12 protein-coding genes and 1 riboswitch are annotated in these 15,690 nt (G+C 62.3%); of the genes, 11 read left to right on the top strand and 1 reads right to left on the bottom strand.

Annotation, left to right across the window (positions count from 1 at the left end):
* Positions 1-16 precede the first annotated feature (16 nt).
* From argR to astE, 8 genes are all read left to right on the top strand, one after another.
* Positions 17-997, top strand: a complete 981-nt coding sequence (argR, locus tag J4E58_RS25785) for a transcriptional regulator ArgR (RefSeq protein ID WP_007921547.1) — start codon at positions 17-19, stop codon at positions 995-997.
* 340 nt (positions 998-1,337) lie between these two features.
* Positions 1,338-2,558: an aspartate aminotransferase family protein gene (locus tag J4E58_RS25780; RefSeq protein WP_007921549.1), complete on the top strand. Its 1,221-nt coding sequence runs from the start codon at positions 1,338-1,340 to the stop codon at positions 2,556-2,558.
* Positions 2,559-2,691: 133 nt separating this feature from the next.
* On the top strand, positions 2,692-3,711 hold the full coding sequence (gene aruF / locus J4E58_RS25775) for an arginine/ornithine succinyltransferase subunit alpha (RefSeq protein ID WP_007921551.1): 1,020 nt from the start codon (positions 2,692-2,694) through the stop codon (positions 3,709-3,711).
* A gap of 82 nt (positions 3,712-3,793) precedes the next feature.
* Entirely contained in the window at positions 3,794-4,819 is a 1,026-nt protein-coding gene (astA, locus tag J4E58_RS25770; protein ID WP_007921553.1) for an arginine N-succinyltransferase, read from the top strand.
* Complete coding sequence (gene astD / locus J4E58_RS25765) at positions 4,816-6,285, top strand: succinylglutamate-semialdehyde dehydrogenase (RefSeq protein ID WP_172963068.1); 1,470 nt, start codon at positions 4,816-4,818, stop codon at positions 6,283-6,285. Before astA ends, astD begins: the two co-directional genes overlap by 4 nt.
* 207 nt (positions 6,286-6,492) lie before the next feature.
* On the top strand, positions 6,493-7,839 hold the full coding sequence (astB, locus tag J4E58_RS25760; RefSeq protein WP_087090415.1) for an N-succinylarginine dihydrolase: 1,347 nt from the start codon (positions 6,493-6,495) through the stop codon (positions 7,837-7,839).
* A 63-nt stretch (positions 7,840-7,902) separates the two neighbouring features.
* Complete coding sequence (locus J4E58_RS25755) at positions 7,903-8,190, top strand: hypothetical protein (RefSeq protein ID WP_007921560.1); 288 nt, start codon at positions 7,903-7,905, stop codon at positions 8,188-8,190.
* A gap of 13 nt (positions 8,191-8,203) precedes the next feature.
* Entirely contained in the window at positions 8,204-9,214 is a 1,011-nt protein-coding gene (gene astE / locus J4E58_RS25750; protein ID WP_053262293.1) for a succinylglutamate desuccinylase, read from the top strand.
* Between the two features lie 186 nt (positions 9,215-9,400).
* Here astE and J4E58_RS25745 read toward each other — a convergent pair whose 3' ends face one another.
* The gene (locus J4E58_RS25745; protein ID WP_087090417.1) at positions 9,401-9,907 is read right to left on the bottom strand and encodes a 6,7-dimethyl-8-ribityllumazine synthase; all 507 of its coding nucleotides are present in this window, start codon (positions 9,905-9,907) and stop codon (positions 9,401-9,403) included.
* 122 nt (positions 9,908-10,029) lie between these two features.
* Positions 10,030-10,201, bottom strand: a riboswitch (FMN riboswitch).
* A 211-nt stretch (positions 10,202-10,412) separates the two neighbouring features.
* Between J4E58_RS25745 and ltaE the strand changes: the two genes are divergently transcribed.
* From ltaE to J4E58_RS25730, 3 genes are all read left to right on the top strand, one after another.
* Positions 10,413-11,417, top strand: coding sequence for a low-specificity L-threonine aldolase (ltaE, locus tag J4E58_RS25740; protein ID WP_087090419.1), 1,005 nt, complete (start codon positions 10,413-10,415; stop codon positions 11,415-11,417).
* A 146-nt stretch (positions 11,418-11,563) separates the two neighbouring features.
* Positions 11,564-14,188, top strand: a complete 2,625-nt coding sequence (gene alaS / locus J4E58_RS25735) for an alanine--tRNA ligase (protein ID WP_087090421.1) — start codon at positions 11,564-11,566, stop codon at positions 14,186-14,188.
* Positions 14,189-14,284: 96 nt separating this feature from the next.
* Positions 14,285-15,526 (top strand): aspartate kinase, encoded by a 1,242-nt coding sequence (locus tag J4E58_RS25730; protein WP_007921569.1) that lies wholly within the window; start codon positions 14,285-14,287, stop codon positions 15,524-15,526.
* Positions 15,527-15,690 lie beyond the last annotated feature (164 nt).

Here is a 15,690-nt window from a genome sequence, read left to right as displayed (position 1 = left end):
TTTCGGATTGCCCGCCATGACTGCCCATCGAATTGGTTTCCTGATTTGGCCCAGCACTAAAGCCTTGACGCTGGCGCTGGCCGAGGAGGCCTTGCGTGTCGCTCAGCGCGTGCATCCGGAAGTGGTCTACGAACTGGCCTTCCTGCAGGCCGAGGCTCCGGCCGACGGCGCCTGGCAACTGCCCGGTGAGCCCTGGTCGGGCAAGCTCGAAGGCTGCCAGAAACTGTTCCTGCTGGCCGATGAGCCGCCTGCCACCCTGGCGCCGGCCCTGAGCAGCGCGCTCAAGCAACTGGTGCGTGCCGGCTGTGTGATCGGCGGCTTGTCCGCCGGTGTGTATCCTTTGGCGCAGCTGGGGTTCCTCGACGGTTATCGGGCGGCGGTGCACTGGCGCTGGCAGGACGATTTCGCCGAGCGCTTCCCCAAGGTCATCGCCACCAGCCATCTGTTCGATTGGGATCGCGATCGCCTGACGGCCTGCGGCGGAATGTCGGTGCTGGATCTGTTGCTGGCGGTGCTGGCCCGTGACCACGGCGCGGAACTGGCCGGCGCGGTCTCGGAAGAACTGGTGGTCGAGCGGATCCGCGAAGGCGGCGAGCGCCAACGCATTCCGTTGCAGAACCGCCTGGGCTCCAGTCACCCGAAGCTGACCCAGGCGGTGCTGCTGATGGAGGCCAATATCGAGGAGCCGCTGACCACCGACGAAATCGCCCAGCATGTGTGCGTCTCGCGTCGACAGTTGGAGCGGATTTTCAAGCAATACCTCAATCGTGTGCCGAGCCAGTACTACCTGGAATTGCGCCTGAACAAGGCGCGGCAGATGCTGATGCAGACCAGCAAATCGATCATCCAGATCGGCCTGTCCTGCGGTTTCTCCTCGGGGCCGCATTTCTCCAGCGCCTACCGCAACTTCTTCGGCGCCACGCCGCGGGAGGACCGCAACCAGCGGCGCAGCAGCAGCCCGTTCGAACTGTCTTCGGTGCCTTCCGAGCGCGGTTGATCCACCTCTTCGTTTTACCTGTCAAATTGCTATCGCGAGCAATCGAGCGTCGACCGGCTGCTCCTACAGAAGATCACTTCCTTTTGTAGGAGCGAAGCTTGCTCGCGCTGGCGCCGTATTGTGTGGCGCAAATCGTTGGACAATCCTGCCGTTAAAGCCTCTAGCAGTTTAAACTGCGCCTTTGCGACGCTATTTGTCGCATTGCCGTAAACCCGCGTAAAACCGGGGTTGGCGCTATAAGAAGTTGTCGCTTGGCGACAAGGTCGGGCAGAAAACTGTCCTTACAATCCCCCCCATCGCTCGCCAGTTTCAGGCAGGCGTTCCTCTTCAGGAGACTCCGATGTCCGTTGAGCAAGCTCCGGTGCAACGCGCCGATTTCGATCAGGTCATGGTTCCCAACTATGCACCTGCGGCTTTCATTCCTGTGCGTGGCGCGGGTTCCCGAGTCTGGGATCAGTCGGGCCGAGAGCTGATCGACTTTGCCGGCGGGATCGCGGTCAACGTACTGGGCCACGCCCATCCGGCGCTGGTCGCTGCTCTGACCGAGCAGGCCAACAAGCTGTGGCATGTATCCAACGTCTTTACCAACGAGCCGGCCCTGCGCCTGGCCCACAAGCTGGTCGACGCCACCTTTGCCGAGCGCGCGTTCTTCTGCAACTCCGGGGCCGAGGCCAACGAGGCCGCCTTCAAGCTGGCCCGTCGTGTCGCTTTCGACCGTTTCGGCGCGGAAAAATACGAAATCATCGCGGCCCTCAACAGCTTCCACGGTCGTACCCTGTTCACCGTGAACGTCGGCGGCCAGTCGAAATACTCCGATGGCTTCGGTCCTAAAATCACCGGTATCACCCACGTTCCTTACAACGATCTGGCGGCATTGAAAGCGGCGATTTCGGACAAGACCTGCGCGGTGGTACTGGAGCCGATCCAGGGCGAAGGCGGTGTGTTGCCGGCCGAGCAGGCTTACCTGCAAGGCGCCCGCGAGCTGTGCGACGCGCACAACGCGCTGCTGGTGTTCGACGAAGTGCAGACCGGCATGGGCCGCAGCGGCGAGCTGTTCGCCTATATGCACTACGGCGTGACCCCGGACATCCTGACCAGCGCCAAGAGCCTGGGCGGCGGTTTCCCGATTGCTGCGATGCTGACCACCGAGGCGCTGGCCAAGCACCTGGTGGTCGGTACCCACGGCACCACCTACGGCGGCAACCCGCTGGCATGCGCGGTGGCTGGTGCGGTGATCGACGTGATCAACACGCCCGAAGTGCTGAACGGCGTGAAGGCCAAGCACGATCGCTTCAAGACCCGTCTGCTGCAGATCGGCGAGAAGTACGGCCTGTTCACCGAAGTGCGTGGCCTGGGCCTGCTGCTCGGTTGCGTGCTCAGCGATGCCTGGAAAGGCAAGGCCAAGGACGTGTTCAACGCCGCTGAAAAAGAAAACCTGATGATCCTCCAGGCCGGCCCGGACGTGGTGCGTTTCGCCCCGAGCCTGGTGGTCGAGGAAGCGGACATCGAAGAAGGCCTGCAGCGCTTCGAGCGCGCGGTCGCCAAGCTGACCCAGGCCTGATTCGGGCCGCGGTACTTCTCGGCGCTTGTCTGCAGGGCAAGCGTCGAGCCTCATTTTCGGTGCCGGGCTGTCCCGGCATTTTTTTCCCTGAGTCGGCCTCCTGGCCGGCCTGTTTCGAGTAAGGAGTGACACCATGCTGGTGATGCGCCCCGCGCAAATGGCTGATCTGGGCGAGGTACAGCGTCTGGCTGCGGACAGCCCGATTGGTGTCACTTCCTTGCCGGATGACGTGGAACGCCTGAGCGACAAGATCGCCGCAAGCGAGGCTTCGTTCGCCGCCGAGGTGAGCTTCAATGGCGAGGAGAGCTATTTCTTCGTCCTTGAGGATACCGAAACCGGCAAGCTGGTCGGTTGCTCGGCCATCGTCGCCTCGGCCGGTTATTCCGAGCCGTTCTACAGCTTCCGTAACGAGACCTTCGTGCACGCCTCCCGCGAGCTGAAGATCCACAACAAGATCCACGTGCTCTCCCAGTGCCACGACCTGACCGGGAACAGCCTGCTGACCAGCTTCTATGTGGTCCCGGAACTGGTGGGTTCGCCGTGGTCGGAACTCAACTCTCGCGGTCGCCTGCTGTTCGTCGCCAGCCACCCGGAGCGTTTCGCCGATTCGGTGGTGACCGAGATCGTTGGCTACAGCGATGAGAATGGCGACTCGCCGTTCTGGGATGCCATCGGTCGCAACTTCTTCGACCTCAACTACGCCGCCGCCGAGCGTCTGTGCGGGCTGAAAAGCCGCACCTTCCTCGCCGAGCTGATGCCGCATTACCCGATCTATGTGCCGCTGCTGCCGGATGCCGCGCAGGAAGCCATGGGCCAGGTGCACCCGCGGGCGCAGATCACCTTCGACATCCTGATGCGCGAAGGCTTCGAGACCGACCATTACATCGACATCTTCGACGGTGGCCCGACCCTGCACGCCCGGGTCTCGGGGATCCGCTCGATCGCCCAGAGCCGCGTGGTGCCGGTGAAGATCGGCGAGGTCGCCAAGGGCGGCGGCCGCCAGTACCTGGTCGCCAATGCGCAGTTGCAGGATTACCGCGCGGTGATGCTGGAGCTGGATTACGCGCCGGGCAAGCCGGTGACCCTGGATCTGCAAGCGGCCGAAGCCCTGGGCGTCGGCGAAGGTGCCAGCGTGCGCCTGGTGGCGGTTTAACGGCTGCGGCAAATGCCGGAAGAATCCTGGAAAGCAGCGAGTTTCGCGGGGGCCGTCAGCGGCGCCCGTCTGAGGAGATAGCATGATCGTTCGTCCCGTACGCAGCAGCGACTTACCCGCTCTGATCGACCTGGCCCGCAGCACCGGTACTGGCCTTACCACCTTGCCGGCCAACGAAGAACGCCTGAAACACCGCGTGGGCTGGGCGGAAAAGACCTTCCGTGGCGAAGCCGAGCGGGGCGATGCGGATTACCTGTTCGTGCTCGAGGACGACAACGGCCGCGTGGTGGGGATTTCCGCGATCGCCGGCGCCGTTGGCTTGCGCGAGCCTTGGTACAACTTCCGGGTCGGCCTGACCGTCAGCGCCTCCCAGGAGCTGAACATCTACCGCGAGATTCCGACGCTGTTCCTGGCCAATGACCTGACCGGCAATTCCGAGCTGTGCTCGCTGTTCCTGCATGCCGATTACCGCACCGGCCTCAACGGCCGCATGCTGGCCAAGGCACGCATGCTGTTCATCGCCGAATTCCCGCAGCTGTTCGGCAACAAGATCATCGCCGAGATGCGCGGCATGTCCGATGAAGCCGGGCGCTCGCCATTCTGGGAAAGCCTGGGCCGGCACTTCTTCAAGATGGAGTTCAGCCAGGCCGACTACCTGACCGGCGTGGGTAACAAGGCGTTCATCGCCGAACTGATGCCGAAGTTCCCGCTGTACACCTGCTTCCTCTCCGAGGGGGCGCGCAACGTGATCGGCAAGGTGCACACCGATACCGAGCCGGCGCTGGCCATGCTCAAGAGCGAGGGCTTCAGCTACCAGGGTTACGTCGACATCTTCGACGCCGGCCCGGCGGTGGAGTGCGAAACCGCCAAGATCCGCGCGGTGCGCGACAGCCAGGCGCTGGTGTTGGCCATCGGCACGCCGGGCGACGACGCCACGCCTTTCCTGATTCATAACCGCAAGCGCGAGGATTGCCGGATCACCGCCGCACCCGCGCGCTTCGCGTCGGGCACCCTGGTGGTTGATGCACTGACCGCCAAACGCCTGCAACTCAATGCGGGCGATCAGGTCCGTGCCGTTGCGCTGTCTGCTTCCCGGGAGTCGAAATAATGAACACGCTGTACATCGCAGGCCAATGGTTGCCAGGCCAGGGCGAAGCCTTTGAATCCTTGAATCCGGTGACCCAGCAGGTGCTGTGGTCGGGCAACGGCGCCACCGTCGCCCAGGTTGAAAGTGCGGTGCAGGCCGCGCGCCAGGCATTCCCGGCCTGGGCCAAGCGGTCGCTGGACGAGCGGATCGCGGTGCTGGAAGCCTTTGCCGCCAGCCTGAAAAGCCATACCGACGAACTGGCGCGCTGCATCGGCGAGGAAACCGGCAAGCCGCTGTGGGAAGCCGCCACCGAAGTGACCAGCATGGTCAACAAGATCGCGATTTCGGTGCAGAGCTACCGTGAACGCACCGGTGAGAAGAGCGGCCCGCTGGGCGACGCCACCGCGGTATTGCGCCACAAGCCCCATGGCGTGGTGGCGGTGTTCGGCCCTTACAACTTCCCAGGCCATCTGCCTAACGGGCATATCGTTCCTGCGCTGCTGGCGGGTAACAGCGTGCTGTTCAAACCCAGCGAGCTGACCCCGAAAGTCGCCGAGCTGACCGTCAAGTGCTGGATCGAAGCCGGCCTGCCGGCGGGTGTGTTGAACCTGCTGCAAGGCGCGCGGGAAACCGGTATCGCCCTGGCTGCCAACCCGGGGATCGACGGTCTGTTCTTCACCGGTTCCAGTCGCACCGGCAATCACCTGCACCAGCAGTTCGCCGGCCGCCCGGACAAGATCCTCGCGCTGGAGATGGGCGGTAACAATCCGCTGGTGGTGGACCAGGTCGCGGACCTGGACGCGGCGGTCTACACCATTATCCAGTCGGCCTTCATTTCCGCCGGCCAGCGTTGCACCTGCGCGCGCCGCCTGCTGGTGCCGCAAGGCGCCTGGGGCGATAAGTTGCTGGAGCGCCTGGTGGCGGTCAGCTCGACCATCGAGGTCGGTGCGTTCGACCAGCAGCCGGCACCGTTCATGGGCTCGGTGATTTCCCTTGGCGCGGCCCGCGCGCTGATGCAGGCCCAGGAAAACCTGTTGGCCAATGGCGCCGTGGCGCTGCTGGAAATGACCCAGCCGCAGGCCCAGGCCGCGCTGTTGACCCCGGGCATTCTCGACGTGACCGCGGTGGCCGAGCGCCCGGACGAAGAACTGTTCGGGCCCTTGCTGCAAGTGATTCGCTACGCCGATTTCTCAGCGGCGATCGCCGAGGCCAACGACACCCAATACGGCCTGGCAGCGGGCCTGCTGTCGGATTCCGAGGCGCGTTACCAGCAGTTCTGGCTGGAAAGCCGGGCCGGTATCGTCAACTGGAACAAGCAGCTGACCGGTGCCGCGAGCAGCGCGCCGTTCGGTGGTGTGGGTGCCTCGGGCAACCATCGCGCCAGTGCCTATTACGCGGCGGATTACTGCGCGTACCCGGTGGCGTCGCTGGAAGCCTCGAGCCTGACCTTGCCGAGCGCGCTGACGCCGGGTGTACGCCTGGGGTGATGGGTTGCGCCGCAGATTGCCGGAAGGTCTTGTGGACCTTATCGCAGCCTGCGAAGCGGCTACAGAGAGCGGCGGGGCGTCGGTGGTTGTGGTAACCCTGTAGCCGCTGCCGCAGGCTGCGATCGTCCCGCGAAGCGGGCGCCGACGGCCTCAAGACATGTACTGATACAGATGCCTATAACAACAGATTCTCGTGGAGCCTCGCTGATGAAATCCTATGAAGTCAATTTCGACGGTCTAGTGGGGCCTACCCATAACTACGGCGGCCTGTCCTACGGCAACGTCGCGTCCCAGAGCAACAGCCAGCAGTCTTCCAATCCCAAGGAGGCCGCGCTGCAGGGCCTGGCGAAAATGAAAGCGCTGATGGAAATGGGTTTCCAGCAAGGCGTGCTGGCACCCCAGGAACGCCCGGACGTGGCCGCCCTGCGTCGGCTGGGTTTTGCCGGCAGCGATGCGCAGGTCATCGAGCGCGCCGCCAAGGATGCGATGCCGCTGCTGGTCGCCAGCTGCTCGGCGTCGAGCATGTGGGTGGCCAACGCCGCCACGGTCAGCCCGAGCGCCGACACCGCTGACGGTCGCGTGCATTTCACCGCTGCCAACCTGAACTGCAAATATCACCGCAGCATCGAGCACCCGACCACCAGTCGCGTGCTGGGGGCGATGTTCGCCGACCAGAAACACTTCGCCCATCACGCGGCGTTGCCGGCGGTGGCGCAGTTCGGCGATGAGGGCGCGGCCAACCACACCCGTTTCTGCCGTGACTACGGCCAGGCCGGTGTCGAGTTCTTCGTCTTCGGGCGCAGCGCCTTCGATACCCGCTACCCGGCACCGCAGAAGTACCCGGCGCGCCAGACCCTGGAAGCCTCGCAGGCCGTCGCCCGCCTGCACGGCCTGAGCGACGACGGTGTGGTGTATGCCCAGCAGAACCCGTCGGTGATCGACCAGGGTGTGTTCCACAACGATGTGATCGCGGTGGGTAACGGCGAAGTGCTGTTCTATCACGAGGACGCGTTCCTCGAGACCGACAAGATGCTCGCCGAGCTGCAGGCCAAGCTGGGCAAGCGCGGCGGCAACTTCCAGTCGATCTGTGTGCCGCGCTCGCAGGTCACGGTGGAAGACGCGGTGCGTTCCTACCTGTTCAACAGCCAACTGCTGTCCCGCGCCGATGGCTCGATGCTGCTGATCGTGCCGGAAGAGTGCCGCGGCAACGAGCGTGTCTGGCAGTACCTGCAAAGCCTGACCAGCTCCGGCGGCCTGATCCGCGAAGTGAAAGTCTTCGACCTCAAGCAGAGCATGCAGAACGGCGGTGGCCCGGCGTGCCTGCGGCTACGGGTCGCGCTCAATCAAACCGAGCTGGCGGCGGTCAACCCAGGGGTTATCATGACTGCGCCGTTGTACGGCACGCTGACCCAATGGGTCGACAAGCACTACCGCGACCGCCTGAGCGAAAACGATCTGGCGGACCCGCAATTGCTGCTTGAGTGCCGGACGGCACTGGATGAACTGACGCAAATCCTTAAACTGGGCGCGGTTTATCCATTCCAGATCAATTAAAAGCCCGCGCCTGCTTCTGCTGATCCAGGCGCGCCGCTTTACCTCCAGATGAGAGCGTAATAAATGAGCGATACCCTGCAGCTGATCCTTGAAGACACCGACGGCACTCAACTGGAAACTTCCTGCACCCGCGTTGCCGTGATGTGGCAAGGCAAGGAACTGTGGATCCAGCAGGACGGCCGTGGCCAGCTGCTGATCGGCGTGGACGTCGAGGAAGGCGACGAAGAATACGCCAACCTGCTGCTGCGCCCATTGGCGACTAATCTGGTAAGTCTGCAACTGGAAATGGAACCGGCTGATGCTGGTGACGACGATCACGTGCACGGCCCTGACTGCCAGCACGACCATTAAGGAATAACGTTCTATGCTCGCCCTCGGCAAACTGCTTGAACTGACCCTCGCCGGTCGTGAACCGGCGGAGAAGACTCAACTGACTGTCGACGGCGTGCGGATGCGCTGGCTGAGCGAAGGTGCGCTGGAAGTCCGGCCACCCCAGGCGCGGGACAATGGCATGGATGTGCTGTTGTCGGCCGGCATCCACGGCAATGAGACGGCACCGATCGAGTTGCTCGACCGTCTGTTGCATGACATCGCCCGCGGCGACCTCAAGCCGTGCGCACGCATTCTGTTCCTGTTCGGCAACCCCGAGGCCATGCGCCGCGGCGAGCGTTTCATCGAACAGGACATCAATCGGCTGTTCAATGGCCGTCATGAACAAAGCAGCGGCAACGAAGCCTTGCGCGCCTGCGAGCTGGAGCGCCTGGCGGCGAGTTTCTTCAGCCTGCCGGAGCGTACCCGCCTGCACTACGACCTGCACACGGCGATCCGCGGTTCGAAGATCGAACAGTTCGCCCTGTATCCGTGGAAGGAAGGTCGCCAGCACTCGCGCCGGGAACTGGCGCGCCTGCGGGCCGCGGGCATGCAGGCGGTGCTGCTGCAGAACAAACCGTCCATCGTGTTCAGCTCCTATACCTACGACAAGCTGGACGCCGAGTCTTTCACCCTGGAGCTGGGCAAGGCCCGGCCGTTCGGGCAGAACCAGGGGGTGAATGTCGAGCGTCTGGAAACCCGCCTCAAGCAGATCATCGAAGGCCGCGAACCGCCCATGACGGAGGAGAAGCTGGATGGCTTGCAGCTGTTCAGCGTCGCTCGGGAAATCATCAAGCACAGCGATACCTTCCACCTGCATCTGCCGGCGGACATCGAGAATTTCTCCGAATTGGAAGTGGGTTACCTGCTGGCCGACGACATCGCCCAGACCCGCTGGATAGTCGAGGAGGAGGGCGCGCGGATCATTTTCCCCAACCCCAAGGTGAAGAACGGACTGCGTGCCGGGATCCTGATCGTGCCGACCACGGCTGACGGCCTGGCCTGATACGGCAATCTGTAGCCGCTGCCGAAGGCTGCGATCGACCGCGTAGCGGACGCCGCTTTTGAGGTTGATTAGAAGGTCCTGCGGGCCTTATCGCAGCCTGCGGCAGCGGCCACAAAAAGCATCGCGAGCCAGCTCAGCCCCTGTAGGAGTGAGCTGGCTCGCGATTTTGCTTTCAGCGTCTGACGCTTACACCGCTACCCGCTGTTCATGACGACGCAGGGCGCGAGTCTTGTGCAGGGTGTCGGCGCAGGTCTTCGCGGCTTCCTGGCCCTTGTGCACGAAATGCTCGAAGAAGAACTTCTGATGTTCTTCACCGGCGTGGAAGTGATGCGGGGTCAAGACCACCGAGAACACCGGCACTTCGGTTTCCAGCTGGACCTGCATCAGGCCGCTGATCACCGACTGGGCGACGAATTCGTGGCGGTAGATACCGCCGTCCACCACCAGGCCCGCGGCGACGATGCCGGCATAACGACCGGACTTGGCCAGCAGCTTGGCGTGCAGTGGAATTTCAAAGGCGCCGCCGACTTCGAAGAAGTCGATATCACTTTCCTGATAACCCTGGGCGAGCATTTCGCTGACGAACCCTTTGCGGCTCTGGTCGACGATTTCCTTGTGCCAGCAGGCCTGGATAAACGCCAAACGTTCGCCGTGATGCTGTTTGCTTTTGCTATCGATTGCGGTGGGTTGCATTGGTTCTGACTCCTGTTTGTGTGAAAAACAGGGCGTTATGAATCGAAAGGGATTTAAGGGTACGTACAGGCCAGGCGCACAAGCAGCCATGCGCAGGTCTGTGGACGGCCCTTTGGCACCAATCCCGTTCTCTCTTCATCCGGACTATGACCGTCGGCCCCGGGATCACACCGGGTCTGCTGACCTTGCCGTCATTCGCCGCCGAAGCGGTGCCTGTCGCCAAGCGCTCGCGGGCTATGCGCATTGCGCGCAATTACCGCCGGTGGGGAATTGCACCCCGCCCTGAGAACGTTGCCACCGGGCTTTGCGGTGGCGGTGAGTTTGTAACACATATTTTTCGGCGGTGCATTGCGGCGTTTGGATGATAAACATCGGTTTTTCATGTCCATCGCTGGGCTTTTCCCGGGTGGGCCTTGATAAATCGCGGTTGTGCCCGTAGTAATTCAGTTCGAAAGAATTTCCCTATCCGCAGCGACGTTCGCGTCCCCTTGCCGAGGCCTGATTCATGAGCGTTATCGATCTTCGCAGTGACACCGTTACTCAACCCACGGCAGGCATGCTGGAAGCAATGGCCACGGCGGCCACGGGCGATGATGTCTACGGCGAAGATCCGACGGTCAACCGCCTGGAAGCCGAATTGGCGCAGCGCCTCGGATTCGCCGAGGCGCTGTTTGTGCCAACGGGGACCATGAGCAACCTGCTGGGCTTGATGGCCCATTGTGGGCGTGGCGACGAATACATCGTCGGCCAGCAGGCGCATACCTATAAGTACGAGGGCGGCGGCGCGGCGGTGCTGGGTTCGATCCAGCCACAGCCATTGGAAGTCCAGGCCGACGGCTCGCTGGACCTGGCCCAGGTGGCCGCGGCGATCAAGCCGGATGATTTCCACTTTGCCCGTACCCGCCTGCTGGCGCTGGAAAACACCATGCAGGGCAAGGTGCTGCCATTGAGCTATCTGGCGCAGGCCCGGGCCTTCACCCGTGAGCATGGCCTGGCCCTGCACCTGGACGGCGCGCGACTGTACAACGCGGCGGTCAAGCTGGGTGTCGATGCGCGGCAGATCACCCAGCACTTCGATTCGGTTTCGGTGTGCCTGTCCAAGGGGCTGGGTGCGCCGGTGGGCTCGGTGCTGTGCGGTTCGGCGCAGCTGATCGGCAAGGCCAGGCGCTTGCGCAAGATGGTCGGGGGAGGCATGCGCCAGGCTGGAATCCTGGCCGCGGCGGGCCTGTATGCGCTCGATCATCACGTAGCGCGCCTGGCCGATGACCACACCAATGCCCAGTTGCTGGCGGAGGGGCTGCGTGAGGCGGGCTATGAGGTCGAGCCGGTGCAGACCAACATGGTCTATGTCGCGATGGGCGACAGGGCAGAAGCGCTCAAGGCCTTCGCCGGCGAACGCGGGATCAGGCTGAGCGCCGCGTCGCGGCTGCGGATGGTCACCCATATGGACGTCAGTCGTGCACAAATCGAGCAGGTCGTCGGGACTTTTATCGATTTTTCCCGCAACTGACAGTGTTAGCCGTCCAATTGACCGTCTCTATCGTATAAACACGCTGTACCCCAAGCTCAGGGCCGATATAATGCGGCCCTTTGCCGTCGTTTCGTCTGATGACGTTTCGCACAGGCCTTTGGCCGCAGTCTCCGTGGAAGAACCTAATGAAAAGCGCAGAAATCCGTGAAGCCTTCCTTCGCTTCTTCGAAGAGCAAGGCCACACCCGTGTAGCCTCCAGCTCTTTGATTCCGGGCAACGACCCAACCCTGCTGTTCACCAACGCGGGGATGAACCAGTTCAAGGACTGCTTCCTGGGCCAGGAAAAGCGCGCCTATACCCGCGCCGTAAGCAGCCAGAAATGCGTACGCGCCGGCGGCAAGCACAACGACCTGGAAAACGTCGGTTACACCGCCCGTCACCACACTTTCTTCGAAATGCTGGGCAACTTCAGTTTCGGCGATTACTTCAAGCGCGACGCCATCACTTTCGCCTGGACTTTCCTGACCTCCGACAAGTGGCTGAACCTGCCGAAAGAAAAGCTCTGGGTCACCGTCTACGCCAGCGATGACGAGGCCTATGACATCTGGACCAAGGAAGTCGGGGTTCCGGCCGAGCGCATGGTCCGTATCGGCGACAACAAGGGTGCGCCATACGCCTCCGACAACTTCTGGACCATGGGCGATACCGGCCCGTGCGGTCCTTGCACCGAGATTTTCTACGATCACGGCGCCGACATCTGGGGTGGCCCACCGGGCTCGCCGGAAGAGGACGGCGACCGTTACATCGAGATCTGGAACAACGTATTCATGCAGTTCAACCGCACCGCCGATGGCGTGTTGCATCCGTTGCCAGCGCCGTCGGTGGACACCGGCATGGGCCTGGAGCGGATCAGTGCGGTCCTGCAGCACGTTCACTCGAACTATGAAATCGATCTGTTCCAGAGCCTGCTGAACGCGGCGGCCAAGGCCATCGGTTGCACCAACGATGCCCAGGCGTCTTTGAAAGTCGTGGCCGACCACATCCGTTCCTGCGGCTTCCTGATCGCCGACGGCGTGCTGCCTTCCAACGAAGGCCGCGGTTATGTCCTGCGTCGCATCATTCGCCGCGCTTGCCGTCACGGCAACAAGCTGGGCGCCAAGGGCAGCTTCTTCTATCAGATCGTGGCCGCGCTGGTCGCCGAGATGGGCGAAGCCTTCCCAGAGCTGAAATCCCAACAGGCACACATCGAGCGTGTGCTGAAAGCCGAAGAAGAGCAGTTCGCCAAGACCCTGGAGCAGGGCCTGAAGATCCTCGAGCAGGACCTGGCCGAACTCAAAGGCACGGTGGTGCCGGGCGACGTGGTGTTCAAGCTGTATGACACCTACGGTTTCCCGATGGACCTGACTGGCGACATCGCCCGTGAGCGCGAACTGACCCTCGACGAGGAGGGTTTCGAGCGCGAGATGGAAGCCCAGCGCGTACGTGCCCGTTCCGCCAGCTCCTTCGGCATGGACTACAACAGCCTGGTCAAGGTCGATGTGGCCACCGAATTCAACGGTTATCACGCCACCAGTGGTTCGGCCAAGGTGGTTGCTCTTTATAAGGAAGGGCAATCGGTCGACGTGCTGAGTGAAGGCGAAGAGGGCGTGGTCGTTCTCGACCAGACGCCTTTCTACGCCGAGTCGGGCGGCCAGGTCGGCGACTGCGGTTACCTGCAAGCGGGTAACGCGCGTTTCGACGTGCGCGATACCACCAAGACCGGCGGTGCTTTCCTGCACCACGGCGTCTTGGCCAGCGGCAGCCTGACCGTTGGTGCACCGGTGCAAACCCAGGTGGATGCCGAAGTGCGTCACGCCACTTCGTTGAACCATTCGGCCACCCACTTGCTGCACGCCGCTCTGCGCCAGGTGCTGGGCGAGCATGTACAGCAGAAGGGTTCGCTGGTCGACAGTCAGCGCCTGCGTTTCGACTTCAGCCACTTCGAAGCGATCAAGCCAGAGCAGATCAAGGCCCTGGAAGACATCGTCAACGCCGAGATTCGCAAGAACACCGCGGTGGAAACCGAAGAAACCGATATCGACACCGCCAAGCAGAAGGGCGCCATGGCGCTGTTCGGCGAGAAGTATGGCGACAGCGTGCGTGTCCTGAGCATGGGCGGCGATTTCTCCGTTGAACTGTGTGGCGGTATCCACGCCAACCGCACCGGTGATATCGGCCTTTTGAAAATCATCAGCGAAGGTGGCGTCGCTTCGGGTGTACGCCGTATTGAAGCGGTCACCGGTGCCGCGGCACTGGCGTACCTGAACGCTGCGGAAGAGCAACTCAAGGAAGCGGCGACCCTGGTCAAGGGCAGCCGTGACAACCTGATCGACAAGCTGTCGGCCGTGCTGGAGCGCAACCGCCTGCTGGAGAAACAACTCGAGCAGCTGCAGGCCAAGGCCGCCAGTGCCGCTGGCGACGACCTGTCGGCGCAGGCGCTGGATGTCAAAGGCGCGAAAGTGCTGGCGGCGCGCCTGGACGGTCAGGACGGCAAGGCGCTGTTGGCGCTGGTCGATCAGTTGAAAAACAAACTCGGTCGCGCAGTGATCCTGCTCGGCAGTGTCCATGAGGAAAAGGTCGTGCTGGTTGCGGGCGTAACCAAGGACCTGACTGGCCAACTCAAAGCCGGTGATTTGATGAAGCAAGCCGCTGCAGCAGTGGGCGGGAAGGGCGGTGGTCGTCCGGACATGGCGCAGGGCGGCGGTGTCGATGCCGCTGCGCTGGATGCCGCGCTGGCCCTGACCGTTCCGTTTGTCGAGCAGGGGATTTAAGGTTCCAAGCCGAGCCCGTCGTCTAGTGGCGGGCTTTGGAGCTGCGCAGTTTGATTGATTAATGGGCGCCCCTTTACGGGCTGAGGCGGCTTAGAAATGGCTTTGATCGTACAGAAATTTGGAGGTACCTCGGTCGGTTCCGTCGAAAGAATCGAGCAGGTCGCCGACAAGGTGAAAAAATTCCGCGAAGCCGGTGACGACCTGGTGGTTGTGCTGTCGGCCATGAGCGGCGAAACCAACCGTCTGATCGACCTTGCCAAGCAAATCAGCGGCGACGGTCAGCCGGTTCCTCGCGAGCTGGACGTGATCGTTTCCACCGGTGAGCAGGTGACGATCGCACTGCTGGCCATGGCGCTGATCAAGCGCGGCGTGCCGGCAGTCTCCTATACCGGCAACCAGGTGCGGATTCTGACCGATAGCGCGCACAATAAAGCACGCATTTTGCAGATCGACGATCAGAAAATTCGCGGTGACCTGAAGGCTGGTCGCGTGGTTGTGGTCGCAGGTTTCCAGGGCGTCGACGAGCACGGCAACATCACTACCCTCGGTCGTGGCGGTTCCGACACCACCGGCGTGGCACTGGCGGCAGCCCTGAAGGCTGACGAATGCCAGATCTACACCGATGTCGACGGCGTCTACACCACCGATCCGCGCGTGGTGTCCGTGGCCCAGCGCCTGGACAAGATCACCTTCGAAGAAATGCTGGAAATGGCCAGCCTGGGTTCCAAGGTGCTGCAGATCCGCGCGGTCGAGTTCGCCGGCAAGTACAACGTTCCGCTGCGCGTACTGCACAGCTTCAAGGAGGGTCCGGGTACCCTCATTACTATTGATGAAGAGGAATCCATGGAACAGCCGATCATTTCCGGCATCGCTTTTAACCGCGATGAAGCCAAGCTGACCATCCGTGGCGTGCCAGACACTCCCGGCGTGGCCTTCAAGATTCTCGGCCCGATCAGTGCCGCGAATATTGAAGTCGACATGATCGTGCAGAACGTTTCGCACGATAACACCACCGACTTCACCTTCACCGTGCACCGCAACGATTACCTGGCAGCCCAGCAAGTGCTGGAAAACACTGCCCGTGAAATCGGCGCCCGGGAAGTGGTAGGCGATACCAAGATCGCCAAGGTCTCGATCGTTGGCGTCGGCATGCGTTCCCACGCGGGTGTTGCCAGCCGCATGTTCGAAGCACTGGCCAAGGAAAGCATCAACATCCAGATGATCTCGACCTCGGAAATCAAGGTTTCCGTGGTGATCGAAGAGAAGTACCTGGAACTGGCTGTGCGCGCTCTGCACACGGCTTTCGAACTGGACGCTCCGGCCCGACAGGGCGAGTGATGCGTTGCCCGAAGGGCGCGGTTTACCGCGCCCTTTGTTTTTTTGATCGGCGTGACAGAAAACTGTTCTTTTGCTCGCGCTAGTCAATACTTAGGCGTGTAGGGCTACGGCCGTCCTGGTTGTAGGTCGATACCCTTTTTTTTGCAGACTGTTGTCCCTGAAAT

The organism is Pseudomonas sp. FW305-25, assembly GCF_017351415.1.
Lineage (GTDB): Bacteria > Pseudomonadota > Gammaproteobacteria > Pseudomonadales > Pseudomonadaceae > Aquipseudomonas > Aquipseudomonas chlororaphis.
This window is presented reverse-complemented; position numbering and strand designations above follow the sequence as displayed.

What these genes read in the sequence shown, in the direction of transcription:
- argR (WP_007921547.1), top strand. Translation starts at nt 17, where the DNA reads ATGACTGCCCATCGAATTGGTTTCCTGATTTGGCCCAGCACTAAAGCC.
- J4E58_RS25780 (WP_007921549.1), top strand. Translation starts at nt 1,338, where the DNA reads ATGTCCGTTGAGCAAGCTCCGGTGCAACGCGCCGATTTCGATCAGGTC.
- aruF (WP_007921551.1), top strand. Translation starts at nt 2,692, where the DNA reads ATGCTGGTGATGCGCCCCGCGCAAATGGCTGATCTGGGCGAGGTACAG.
- astA (WP_007921553.1), top strand. Translation starts at nt 3,794, where the DNA reads ATGATCGTTCGTCCCGTACGCAGCAGCGACTTACCCGCTCTGATCGAC.
- astB (WP_087090415.1), top strand. Translation starts at nt 6,493, where the DNA reads ATGAAATCCTATGAAGTCAATTTCGACGGTCTAGTGGGGCCTACCCAT.
- J4E58_RS25755 (WP_007921560.1), top strand. Translation starts at nt 7,903, where the DNA reads ATGAGCGATACCCTGCAGCTGATCCTTGAAGACACCGACGGCACTCAA.
- astE (WP_053262293.1), top strand. Translation starts at nt 8,204, where the DNA reads ATGCTCGCCCTCGGCAAACTGCTTGAACTGACCCTCGCCGGTCGTGAA.
- J4E58_RS25745 (WP_087090417.1), bottom strand. Translation starts at nt 9,907, where the DNA reads ATGCAACCCACCGCAATCGATAGCAAAAGCAAACAGCATCACGGCGAA.
- ltaE (WP_087090419.1), top strand. Translation starts at nt 10,413, where the DNA reads ATGAGCGTTATCGATCTTCGCAGTGACACCGTTACTCAACCCACGGCA.
- alaS (WP_087090421.1), top strand. Translation starts at nt 11,564, where the DNA reads ATGAAAAGCGCAGAAATCCGTGAAGCCTTCCTTCGCTTCTTCGAAGAG.
- J4E58_RS25730 (WP_007921569.1), top strand. Translation starts at nt 14,285, where the DNA reads ATGGCTTTGATCGTACAGAAATTTGGAGGTACCTCGGTCGGTTCCGTC.